Below are 10455 nucleotides of genomic sequence, written 5' to 3' on the forward strand. Positions count from 1 at the left end.
TTAGCACGCCTCGCGAGCGGGCGGAAGTGCTCGTGGCAAGCGTCTGCCGTGAGATCGGGATCGACCCGGTCCACGTCTATCGCGGATCCAGGACACGGCAGGCCATCAGGGCCCGCCATGCCGCAGTCCGGGCCGTCTACCTCGCCTTCCGTTGGACCTCCACCAAGCTCGGCAGCTTCTTCGGGCTGAGCCACGTGGCGGTGAACAAGATCATCTGCTTGGAGCGCAAGCGGCCATGAATGACGACAGGGAGTACCGCACCGTCCCGGCGAACGTGGAGACCGAGCAAGAGCTCCTCGGCCTCCTGATGATGCGCAACGACCTCGTTGGGCGCGTCTCCGGGATCCTCAAGGCGGAGGACTTCCACGAGGAGATCCATCGGCGGCTGTTCGAAATGATCAGGCAGACCGTCGGCAAGGGCATGAGCGCCACGCCGGTCACGCTCCACCATCACTTGCCCGATGGCGAGCTCGCGCAAGGCGTGACCTACAAGGGCTACCTGGCGCGTCTCCTGTCCCATGCCGGCGTGCCGCACAACCTCGACACATACGCCCGGGTGGTGCGCGATCTCTCCATGCGGCGCCGGCTGATCTCGATCTCGCAGGACATGCAGGAGGAGTCGTTCGCGGCGTCGATCGAGACCGAGCCGGAGGGCATCGCCAGGAAGGCGCTGGAGGCCATTCACGAGGCAACTCGTGGTCAGGAGCATCAGGGCGCGCGTGGCATCGACGAGATCGCCGGTGACGTCTTCGCCGAGAGCGCAGCCAAGTACCAGAAGGAGGCCGCCGACTGCCCGTCCACGGGCCTGCCAGACGTCGACAAGGCGATCGGCGGCGGCTTCGTGCCCAAGAGGCTCATCGTGATCGCCGCCCGTCCTGGCATGGGCAAGAGCCTGTTCATGACCTCCACGGCCCTGTCGGCGGCGATGAAGGGCGCCGGTGTCCTCGTCTACTCGCTCGAGCTTGATGACCGCGAGTGCGGCGCTCGCATCATCTCCGACCACCTGTTCCGCGACGGCAAGCGCGTGCCCTACGTCAACGTCTTGAACGGGTGGGTGAATGAGCAGGAGATCGAGTGGGTCTTCGAGGCCCGCGACGAGGTTCGCAATCTCCCGCTGCGCATCGACGACGCCAACGGATTGAACATGGCGGACATCGAGATCCGGACCCGGATGGAGATGGACCGCATGGCGCGCAAGGGCATCAAGCTCGGCGTCGTCTTCATCGACTACCTCCAGATCGTGAAGGCCGCGCGTGGCTCGCGAGAGAGCCGAGTCGAGGCGTTGGGCGAGGTCGCCCGCGCCGGCAAGGAGATGGCCAAGCGCCTGGGCATCTGTGTCGTCATGTTCTCCCAGCTGAATCGTGGTGTGGAGAGCCGGGACGACAAGAGGCCGAACGCGGGCGACATCCGTGGGTCAGGTGAAATCGAAGAGAGTGCTGACGTCATTGGCATGCTCTATCGGGAAGCATTCTATATCGAGGAGACTCCTGAGTACCGCCGTGGCGAAGAGGGGGCAGCGTCCCTTTATCTTTCGAAGCAGCATGATCTCGAACTCGGATTCGTGAAGAACAGGCTTGGGGCCAAGCGCGCGGTGCAACTGCATTGCGATGTCAAGTTCGCCCACGCCTCATCGAAGGCGATGATCTGATGCACATCACCAACGAGACGATGCCGTCACAAGCGCGGCTGCGGCAGCTGTTCGATTACGATCCTGGGACCGGAGTCCTCACTCGGCGCGCATTTCGATCCCCAAATGCGTCGGTCGGCAAAGCCGTAGGATCGAATCTCCGCAACGGCTACCTGAACGTTCAAATCGATGGCCGCAAGTATCGTGTCCATCGGGTGATCTGGGTCTGGGTCTACGGTGTGGTTCCCGATGGCGACATCGACCATGTGAACTGCCGCAGAGATGACAATCGCCTCACGAACCTTCGTCTGGCGACGAGAAGCCAGAACAACGCGAACACCGCGCCTAGGAAGAAGCGGCTCGCGAACTCCGGGTTCAAGGGCGTCTACTTCGACAAGTCGCGAGGCAAGTGGGAAGCCCGGATCAACGGCATCCATCTCGGCCGGTACGCGACCAAGGATGAGGCCATAGCGATCCGCGTCGCGGCCGCCCGCGACCTCCACAAGGAGTTTGTGAGGTTCGACCCATGAAGTACGACCCTTCGTTGCTCAGCATCGCTCGGGGTCTGAATACCGAGCGTGTCGTCGTCATCGCCGTCGCGGCCATGATGGACGAGCACAAGGAGCCCATCGAGATCGCGTCTCTGCTGGAGATCGACGTGGACCTGGCGGGCATGGTCGTCGACGAGATCAGGGCGACCGTGGCGCCGAAGAAGAAGGGCAAGGCGGAGCGTGACGCGCGCGCCACGCGGTTGCCGGCCGACTGGAAGCTGTCCCGGAAGGACGGGATGTATGGCATCGACCTCGGCCTGACCGAGGGTCAAGTGCGCAAGATCGCCAAGGACTTCGAGATCTATTGGCGCTCCACCGGCAAGCGGATGGTGGACTGGTCCCTCACGTGGCAGGGATGGGCGCGGCGCGAGGCGTCGAAACTCGGCAAGCGCTTGCCAGATGATCCAACGTTGTTCGAGACGAAGGCGGTAGACAGCGCGAGCGAAGATATGTGGAAAGCGGCGATGCGGTCATGGCGCGCTAACCGGACGTGGGTCTACTCCCTCGGGCCGGAGCCAGGACAACCCGGATGTCGCGTGCCTGCGGACGTCCTCAAGGAGTTCGGAGCATGACGAAGGCAGACCGGATCAGGCGGGCCAAGCGCGGTGGTCGAGTTTCCGGAGAGGTCGCGGAGATCGTCGGGCGCGAGAGCCTTCGGGACCGTCGCCGGCGGGAGGAAGAGCAGAGGCACGCTGCCTACCTGAAGGCTCTGGAGGATCAGCGCCTGGAGGCTATTGGGAAGACGGGCAAGGATGCCAAGCGTTTCCAGCGCGTGGTCTACAGGGCCCTCGGGCTCGATCCCAAGGCAGGCTACGAAGGCTCGCCTCCTGCCTTCTTCCCGGACAAGACGTTGAACGAGTCGTCCGCGGCCGCGGAGGGCCAGGGCTTCCGCAACGCCGTGAAAGATCCTGTCCAGCGCATGCTCCGGCGCGGCGAGATCGACGATGTGCAGTACGACGCGGCCAACGAGTTCATTGCCCTCTGGGAGGCTCACAGCCGCATCGGCGGACGCGCTATCGAGTACGGGGAGAGGGTGGACGGGGGCAGGATGCCGGACATATCCGTCTCGGCCATGTCGGTCGTCGCCCGGGTGGACAGCTACCGCAAGCAGGTGGAGCCCAATGCCGTCCTCATCATGGAGGCCGTCTGCATCAATGGCAGGTCGATCCGTCAATGCTGCGAGGCGGAGCAATGGGGTCGCAACCCGCGCACCGTCATGAAGAAGTTTCGGGCGGCCCTCGACGAGACCGCCCGCTTCTTCTTCGGCTAGATCACCAGAGCGGCATGCCGCAGATCGCGAACTTGAACGCGATCTTGTCCATGAACGTCAGCTTGCCGCCTCGCTCCTGAAGACGCGCCTCATACTCCATGCGCAGGTAGCTCGTGTCGAAGGTCGAGCATTCGCTGAGTGGCGTCTGCTGTATCGCCTTGGACACGCGGTCGCCCACCACCTTTCCGTAGCGCTTGGAGATGACGGGGATCTCCAGAGCCAGCACCTTCTCTCGGGCGACGAAGAATGGCTCGCCCTCGTCGACGCCGGCCTCGATCCTGCTCCACAAGCGCTCGTACTCCAGAGCGGCGCACTGAGCGATGGACGGGTCTTCGATGTAGCGGTTGCCGAACTTCGCCATGGGTCAATCCTCCGGCTGGCCGGCGACGGGATTGCCGGGCTTGATCTTGTAGACGGCCATGTAGTTCAGGCACCACTTCTCCCGGGCCTCGCGGCGGTCCTCGGCGCCGATCTGAGCGAGCCAGTCGGTGTACTTGCCGGGGATGATCTCGACGCACTGCGGAGGCCCGATGTCGTTCTCCGTTACCGACTCACGCCAGCGGGCGATCAGCATGCGATACATCGAGTTGAAGGGCAGGCGCTTGCACAGCGCCGGCTCGTAGTCGCGATAGGCGCCATCGTTCGGGTAGACGACGAAGACCGGCGGAACGGGCTGGGCGATGGCCTCGTCCAGAAGCTCATCGAACTCGCGACAGAGCCTTACCAGCACGTCGCGGTGGTTCTGGTACAGCGTCCATTTGCGGCCTCTCTCCAGCTGCTCGAAGATGTCGGCGCGGCCATTCAGCTTCAGCAGCTGGGCAAGCTCATGCCGGTCGAGACCGATCCTGATGCGCATGGCGCGCAGATCGTTCGGGGTGACGTCGCTCGGGCGCTCGTCCATGTCGATCTCCTGAGTGTGCCCCGTGGCCCGGGGCGTCGCGATGTTCATGTCATCTCCTTTCGTTACTGTCGATCTCGGCCAGGATGCGGCGAACGCCGTCCCAGAGCGGTTCGTTGTTGAGAGGCTCCCAGCCGACGTCTTCGTTGCAGGCGTCCCACGCGGCCAGGAGGCCGCGCAGGGCTTGTTCCATGTCCGCCGACACGCGGATCACTCTCGCGCGTCGGTGGAAGGCGGCGGCCTGGGCCGGTCTCATGCGGCCCATCAGCGGCCCTCCGCTTTGACGGGCGCAGGCACGACGACGGTACTGTCGTCCTTTTCGGCAGAACGCCGGACGATCCGGTTGAACACCCAATCTTGGGCTCTCTCGAAGTGCTTGCGGTCCAGACCGTCGAAGTCGCCGCCCTCGAACCCCTCGCCCGCAAGAGCGGCGTTGAGGGCGGCGAGCATGGCTTCGAGGAGAGGCTTGGTGAGGCGGGGCATCACACGCCCTCCACTTCAGTAGCCTTGGCGACGGCGGCTCGGGCACGTTCTCGTGCAGCGCCATCGGTCGGGCGCGCAAGCAGGTCGTGCAGCGCCTCCAGCAGGTCCGGCGCGGCGGCTATCAGGTTGGCGTTCGCCGTAGCCTGCTCCGCGTCCCGGAAGTCGATGATGGCGACCTTCGCGACGCCGAACCGAACGGCGTCTTCGCCCGCGAGGATCAGCACGCTCTGGATGCCATGCGGCTCTTGCTGGGTCGGCCCGACGCGCCACGGGCCCTGGGTGTGCTCAGCCATTGGTGTTGATCTCCTTCTTCGGCGCGTAGGTGTCCAACGTGGCGTTGATGTCGGCGGTCTCGGATGCCTTGAAGTCGAGCCAGCCGCCGTCCTTGAAAGTCTCGACGATGATGATGCCGCTGTATCTGCCGTCAGGGGCGTGGACCGAATAGCAGGTGATCCATGCGACGCTGGTGTTCTTCGGCCCGCGCAACTCCCAGAGGCAGAGCACGGTCGCGCCGCGCTCGCGGAGGCGGGTTTCGAGGGCGCGGTCGGGGTAGGTCTTCTTCGGCATGGCATCAGCCCTCCCCGCCGGTGCAGCGCTTGAAGAACATCGTCTTCCGTATGGCCTCGGTTTCGCCCTTCAGCCGGGCGATCTCAGGCGCAATGTTGTCGCCACTCATGGACGAGACGGGGATGCCGATCAGGAGGATGCCCACGGCGTCGTTCGTCCTCGCCTGCTCCTGCCGGGTCGAGGCGTTGGCGAGGGCGGCGGAAAGCCTCTGGCTCTCCTCGCCAAGCTGCTGGCAGGTCCAGGTCCGGTATCCGACCTCGGATACGTAGGCCGGAGAGATGGACTCCGGCGACTTGGCGCACGCGGCGAGGGTAGCGGCGGCGCACAGCACAACGAGTTTCTTCATGATGGGTCTCCAGTCGTTTGGCCCCGTCAGACGGGGCGGATGGTGAGGGGATCAGTCGCGAGCAACTGTCACGCAGAAGGTGGCGAACAGCGTCACGGCGATGACCTGAAGCCACTGAACAGCGGCATAGGTTGACGTGCCGACGCCGATGGACTCGGCATTGTGCGCGTTCGCCCAATAGAGCGAGGAGTAGAGGAACAGGACCATGGCGATGATGAGCGCCACTGATCCGCAGATGCCAAAAAACGTCTTCATGGTCGGTCTCCTATGGTGGGCCCCAGGGATCGGGGCGGGGGTGAAGTCAGCGGGTGCGGCCCTCGATCTCCTGCACGAGATGGAGTGCGAGGTCGGCAGTCTTGAGCCGTGCCTTCCTGTCGGCGCGGGTTGCCTCTGTCTCGCCGCACGCATTGCGAAGCGCCGCAGAGAGGTCGCGGATCGTCTCAACGAGTTGCGGGATGATGATCTCCTCCGGGTGACCGGAGTCGGGCACGTCGATCTCGGCCCCCCTATACGCCTCGTCGCTCTCCCACATGCCGGTGATGACGGTGGCGCGGGTGTTGTCGTAGTCGGCTTCTTGGTTGTTCCAGCCGATGTCGTCGGCATCCAGCTTCCGCTTCGCCTCGGCGATGGCGGCGGCCTTGTCCGGTGCCTCGAATGTCTCGTGGACGTAGTGAGGCACGAGGAAGGTGTATTCGACGGTGTACTCAGCCATTGGTTGTCCTCCAGGGTTGGCCCGGTCACGCCGGGCGGGGTGTGGTCAGCCGATCCGGGTGACGGTCACCTTGAAGAGAGAATTATCGTCCAGCCCGATGGTCAGGTTCGACGGGTCGCTTGCGTCGATGAAGGCGATGCTGCGCTCGCAGTGCAGGAACCGGGCATCCTCGTCACTCCAGTCGAAGCATTCGAACTCGACGTCGGTGTGCAGCATGTCGCGGATCAGGATCGCGAGGTCGCGGGTGTCGGCGGTGCGCTTCTTGGCCATCGCTCAGCCCTCCTTTGCTGTGTGTTTGGCGACCGCCTCGTCAGCAGCCTTGATGGCGCCCGCGACCGTCTCGGCTGTCGCGTCTTCGATCAGCGGCTCACCGTCGACGTCGTCATCCCGGTAGATGCCGATGAGCCAGTCGTCGGACTCGTCCAGATTGAGGTTGGCGCCGTCGACGTCGTCAGTCAGCAGGACATAGACCTTGCCCGGGTAGTCCTTGCGCCACGCAAGGCAACCGCCTCCCGTGTGATAGACCGTGAAGCCCGCCGCCATTAGCACCTTGCCGGGCTTGCTCTTTTTGGCCTTGCGGCACACGTCGTCCAACCATGTGAAAAACTTGGTCATGCTCAGCCCTCCACCTTCTTCACCGCGCCCAGCGCGATGGCTTGCAGGTCGATGCGGTGGCCGAGAGGAAGGCGCCGCTTCACGAACGGCCGGACGTGCAGCCAGAGGCGGATGCCGCCCGCGTCGTTGACCTCGAAGTCGTAGCGCTTGCCGTCCACCTTCATGGTGCCGGTGACGTGCCGCGAGCCTTTGGAGCGGTCGTCCACGATCAGTTCGGTGACGTTTGGTTGTGCCATGGTGTGTCTCCTTCTCAGCCCGGTCACGCCGGGCAATGGGTTGTCACTTATCGTCGATCTCAGCGATGATAGTGCGGGCCTGTTCCAGTCCGTTGAGGAGGCTGTCGCCATCGTTGGCGTCGCTCGCGGCCAGCATGTTCCGCAGCGTCTCCCGCTGCGACCATGATTTCGGCGATGGCGTCGAGCGTGTCGGGGGACCATTCCACGCCGTCCATGAGTTGCTGGATGGCCAACAGGGCGTCAGGGGCTTCCATTCGTCAGCCCTCCCCGTCGATCTTGGCCAGCACGGCGGCAATGGTCTTGCCCGGCTCGGTCAGGTACGGGTTGCCGGGCGAGTGCTTGCCCACAAAGTCGAAGGCGAGGCGGAGGGCGGCGGCGGCGGCCATTGTGTCGCCGGTCACGCTGGCGACAATCTCGCGCATGTCGGCCAGCCCTTGCAGGTCTTGCGTGCCAATGAGGCGCCGCAGCAGGTCCAGTTCTTTGAGTGTGGTCACGGTCGTATCTCCTCTTTCAGCCCGGACAGACCGGGCGGGAAACGTCGAAAAACGGGAGCAGGGGAGGGCGGCGCGCGGGAAACTTGGTTAGCAGCCCGACGTTGGCGCCGCCCTCCAACGCGTTGCTACACGCGCATCGGCATCAGCACGGCGAACACGGCGCCGTCGCTTTCGATCACGGCCGGGGAGCCCGGATCGGTCTGGAAGATGGTGACGCGCTCACCCATGACCTTCAGGATGTCGCCCACATAACGAGCGTTGAACCCGGTCACGTGTGACCATTCGTTGGTGTAGACCGGCACCGTCCCGGACAGTTCGCCGTTGTCCGGATCGCGGAAGGTCAGGCGAAGCATGTCGGCTTCGACCTCCAGCCGGACGGCGCAACCGCGCCCGCGCAACAGGACGGGCGTCACGGCCGCCACCGTCTCCGCGAGGGCTTCCGTGCTCACCCGGAGCATGCGGGTGCGATCGGTCGGAATGACGCGCTGATAGTCCGGATATCTGCCGTCGATGAGCTTCGACCGAATGGTCACGTTCCCGGCCGTGAAGTCGGCGCGCGTCTCCGAGATGGCGACGGACACGGGCACGGGCGGCTTGCGCTTGCCTATCAGCGCGATCACGTCGTGGACCGTTGCGGCAGGGAGGATGACGCCGGGCATGTCTGCGGCGGCCTCCGGGAGGTCTCCGCGCCAGAGCGCGAGGCGGTGCCCGTCCGTCGCCACGACGTGCAGCCGCCCGTAGTAGGCATGCAGATAGACGCCGTTGAGGTAGTAGCGGGTTTCCTCGGTCGAGATGGCAAACGCCACGCTCTGCAACGCGTCGTGGAGCACGTCCGACTGGATGGAGAAGCGGACCGGCTCGCCGTCGAAGGGCAGGGCCGGGAAGTCCGTTGGCGCGATGGCCTTCACCGTCGCCACGGTCCCGGCGAAGTCGAGCCGCACGGAGTCCGGATCGGTCGCATCCATGGCGAGCATGGACGCCTTCGACTTCTTAACCATGTCCGCGAGGAGATGTGCCGGAAGCGTCGTGTCGAATCCTGGATCGACGGCGGCCGGAACCCGGACGGTCACCTCGCGGTCAAGGTCGGTTGTGACAACGGCGAGGGCGTCGCCGTCCGCCCTCAATCGGGCATGGGTCAGGATCGGAAACGTGTGCTTCCGCTCCACCGCGCGCTTCGCGAAGGCAAGGGCGCCGTTGAAGTCGGCGCGCGAGATGACAGCACTGTGCATGTGGTTCGGTCTCCTGTTTTGAGCCCGGACAGGCCGGGCGGCGAGGTGTTTAGAGTAGCAGAATCGCGTGGTTTTGCAAGCGTTTGGCTGCTACCGCTTTGGAGTTGTGGCAGTGGTTTGCTGTGCGATGACTTCCTTCTGACGGGCCGCCTCCGCGTCAATGAGGGCGCGCGCGAGCTTCGCGGGTGTGGGCAGGGTCGGAACGTCGTCGCTCCATTCGATATGCCAGAGGATGGCGGGCACGACTTCCCAATCGAAGGAGAGACACCCCACAATCACCTCCTCTGTATCGAGGCGGTTGAGGGCAACCCACACGGACTCGAGCCACGCGCCGCGACCGGCCGCCCAACTGCGGACGACAGAGGTTCCCTCCCGTTCCCACCACTCCCGGAAACCCGGCGGCGGGGCGTCCTCGCGGATGCGGTCAACCGACAGCATCGCTTCCCAAAGCATCAACGCGTTTTCAGTGTAGGCGCTCGCCATGTGACGACTCCTTGAGGTGTTTAGAGGCGGCCGCCCACCGGCCGCACGATGGCGCCGGGCGGCAGGTAGACGGCAGGGCCGCCCGTGCTCCGCCGGGTGGCAATGGCGAGATGGCACGGGAGCCACCCGGTTGACTTTCCGACATAGAACCGTTCCCGGGTTCCGTCAGGGTGGATTGCTTCGACGCGTTGGCCTTCCAGTCCCGCAAGGCGGGAGTCCAAGTCCGCCGGGCACCGTTTGCCGGTCCGCCGGGCATGCTCCGCGCCGCGCGTCATAGCGTCATTGAAGGCGGCGAAATGCTCTGCCGTGCCCGGTTCCCACGGGACGACTATCTCGCCAATCCATTCGAGCACGGCGCGCCGCTTGCGCTCCGCCACGGCGAACCCGTAGCAGGAAAACCCGTTGCCGGAGCGGAGCACGTAAAGCCCTTGTTCCGCGTTGATGCTGTGAAGCTCCATCGTCGACTCCTTTTTTGTGCCCGGGCATGCCGGGCAAGGGATTGCTAGGCGAGTGCGGCGGACTTGGCGGACACGACGAAACGGCGCGCGTCTCGCCTTTCCCGTCCGCGCCGCGACTTGGCGAACGGCTCCGGATGACGGCGCCACGTCCGCCCGTCCAATAGGCTCCGGAGGGCTTCACTAAGCGCCGCGTTGCGAACCTTGCGCCGTCGCATGGTCGGACTCCATCGATCCGCCCGGGCATGCCGGGCAATGGTTTGCAGTCTCCGCCCGTAGGACGGTCCGGCGGCCGGTTCATGCCCGGCGGCCGGAGCGGCCCGCGCACGGTCCGGGAGGGCGCCGGAGCGGCCCTCCCGTCCGGCCCTCACGCGTCCGGGTCCAAATCCATGACCTCGCCGAACGGAACCGGCCGCCGCTTGCCTATTTCCGTGTTGGCCCAAAGCACGGGACAATGCGGCTCCGGCCCAAAGTCGGAGCAATCCATGT

General features: G+C 64.9%; 21 protein-coding genes. 5 read left to right on the top strand and 16 right to left on the bottom strand.

Annotated features, from left to right (window positions below; genetic code table 11):
- The first annotated feature begins 32 nt into the window (after positions 1-32).
- From AC5JCN_RS06890 to AC5JCN_RS06910, 5 genes are read left to right on the top strand one after another with little or no spacing between them, the layout of a single operon-like run.
- Positions 33-239: a hypothetical protein gene (locus tag AC5JCN_RS06890; protein ID WP_495754290.1), complete on the top strand. Its 207-nt coding sequence runs from the start codon at positions 33-35 to the stop codon at positions 237-239.
- Positions 236-1648, top strand: a complete 1413-nt coding sequence (locus tag AC5JCN_RS06895) for a replicative DNA helicase (protein WP_495754291.1) — start codon at positions 236-238, stop codon at positions 1646-1648. The genes AC5JCN_RS06890 and AC5JCN_RS06895 overlap by 4 nt, the downstream gene beginning before the upstream one ends.
- Positions 1648-2157, top strand: coding sequence for an HNH endonuclease (locus tag AC5JCN_RS06900; protein WP_495754292.1), 510 nt, complete (start codon positions 1648-1650; stop codon positions 2155-2157). Before AC5JCN_RS06895 ends, AC5JCN_RS06900 begins: the two co-directional genes overlap by 1 nt.
- Positions 2154-2750 (top strand): hypothetical protein, encoded by a 597-nt coding sequence (locus AC5JCN_RS06905; protein WP_495754293.1) that lies wholly within the window; start codon positions 2154-2156, stop codon positions 2748-2750. The genes AC5JCN_RS06900 and AC5JCN_RS06905 overlap by 4 nt, the downstream gene beginning before the upstream one ends.
- Positions 2747-3448, top strand: coding sequence for a hypothetical protein (locus AC5JCN_RS06910; protein ID WP_495754294.1), 702 nt, complete (start codon positions 2747-2749; stop codon positions 3446-3448). The genes AC5JCN_RS06905 and AC5JCN_RS06910 overlap by 4 nt, the downstream gene beginning before the upstream one ends.
- A 1-nt stretch (position 3449) precedes the next feature.
- Here AC5JCN_RS06910 and AC5JCN_RS06915 read toward each other — a convergent pair whose 3' ends face one another.
- The 16 genes from AC5JCN_RS06915 to AC5JCN_RS06990 form a co-directional block, all read right to left on the bottom strand.
- A complete protein-coding gene (locus AC5JCN_RS06915; RefSeq protein WP_495754295.1) occupies positions 3450-3809 on the bottom strand; it encodes a hypothetical protein in 360 nt (119 codons plus the stop codon).
- Positions 3810-3812: 3 nt separating this feature from the next.
- Positions 3813-4397: a hypothetical protein gene (locus AC5JCN_RS06920; RefSeq protein WP_495754296.1), complete on the bottom strand. Its 585-nt coding sequence runs from the start codon at positions 4395-4397 to the stop codon at positions 3813-3815.
- A gap of 1 nt (position 4398) precedes the next feature.
- Entirely contained in the window at positions 4399-4611 is a 213-nt protein-coding gene (locus tag AC5JCN_RS06925) for a hypothetical protein (protein WP_495754297.1), read from the bottom strand.
- Complete coding sequence (locus AC5JCN_RS06930) at positions 4611-4829, bottom strand: hypothetical protein (RefSeq protein WP_495754298.1); 219 nt, start codon at positions 4827-4829, stop codon at positions 4611-4613. The genes AC5JCN_RS06925 and AC5JCN_RS06930 overlap by 1 nt, the downstream gene beginning before the upstream one ends.
- On the bottom strand, positions 4829-5122 hold the full coding sequence (locus AC5JCN_RS06935; RefSeq protein WP_495754299.1) for an XkdD/Y8K6 family phage-associated protein: 294 nt from the start codon (positions 5120-5122) through the stop codon (positions 4829-4831). The genes AC5JCN_RS06930 and AC5JCN_RS06935 overlap by 1 nt, the downstream gene beginning before the upstream one ends.
- Entirely contained in the window at positions 5115-5396 is a 282-nt protein-coding gene (locus AC5JCN_RS06940) for a hypothetical protein (RefSeq protein ID WP_495754300.1), read from the bottom strand. Before AC5JCN_RS06940 ends, AC5JCN_RS06935 begins: the two co-directional genes overlap by 8 nt.
- A gap of 4 nt (positions 5397-5400) precedes the next feature.
- On the bottom strand, positions 5401-5742 hold the full coding sequence (locus AC5JCN_RS06945) for a hypothetical protein (protein ID WP_495754301.1): 342 nt from the start codon (positions 5740-5742) through the stop codon (positions 5401-5403).
- 51 nt (positions 5743-5793) lie between these two features.
- On the bottom strand, positions 5794-5997 hold the full coding sequence (locus tag AC5JCN_RS06950) for a hypothetical protein (protein WP_495754302.1): 204 nt from the start codon (positions 5995-5997) through the stop codon (positions 5794-5796).
- Between the two features lie 46 nt (positions 5998-6043).
- Positions 6044-6454 carry a hypothetical protein gene (locus AC5JCN_RS06955; RefSeq protein WP_495754303.1) on the bottom strand — a complete coding sequence of 137 codons (411 nt, stop codon included), beginning with the start codon at positions 6452-6454 and terminating at the stop codon, positions 6044-6046.
- Positions 6455-6499: 45 nt separating this feature from the next.
- On the bottom strand, positions 6500-6724 hold the full coding sequence (locus tag AC5JCN_RS06960; protein ID WP_495754304.1) for a hypothetical protein: 225 nt from the start codon (positions 6722-6724) through the stop codon (positions 6500-6502).
- 3 nt (positions 6725-6727) lie between these two features.
- The gene (locus AC5JCN_RS06965; RefSeq protein ID WP_495754305.1) at positions 6728-7069 is read right to left on the bottom strand and encodes a hypothetical protein; all 342 of its coding nucleotides are present in this window, start codon (positions 7067-7069) and stop codon (positions 6728-6730) included.
- Positions 7070-7071: 2 nt separating this feature from the next.
- Complete coding sequence (locus tag AC5JCN_RS06970) at positions 7072-7305, bottom strand: hypothetical protein (RefSeq protein WP_495754306.1); 234 nt, start codon at positions 7303-7305, stop codon at positions 7072-7074.
- A 257-nt stretch (positions 7306-7562) separates the two neighbouring features.
- Positions 7563-7799: a hypothetical protein gene (locus tag AC5JCN_RS06975; protein ID WP_495754307.1), complete on the bottom strand. Its 237-nt coding sequence runs from the start codon at positions 7797-7799 to the stop codon at positions 7563-7565.
- 125 nt (positions 7800-7924) lie between these two features.
- The gene (gene dnaN / locus AC5JCN_RS06980) at positions 7925-9028 is read right to left on the bottom strand and encodes a DNA polymerase III subunit beta (RefSeq protein ID WP_495754308.1); all 1104 of its coding nucleotides are present in this window, start codon (positions 9026-9028) and stop codon (positions 7925-7927) included.
- A gap of 90 nt (positions 9029-9118) precedes the next feature.
- Positions 9119-9511 (bottom strand): hypothetical protein, encoded by a 393-nt coding sequence (locus AC5JCN_RS06985; RefSeq protein ID WP_495754309.1) that lies wholly within the window; start codon positions 9509-9511, stop codon positions 9119-9121.
- 20 nt (positions 9512-9531) lie between these two features.
- Entirely contained in the window at positions 9532-9969 is a 438-nt protein-coding gene (locus AC5JCN_RS06990) for a hypothetical protein (RefSeq protein WP_495754310.1), read from the bottom strand.
- Between the last annotated feature and the right edge of the window lie 486 nt (positions 9970-10455).

The organism is Alsobacter sp., assembly GCF_059501845.1.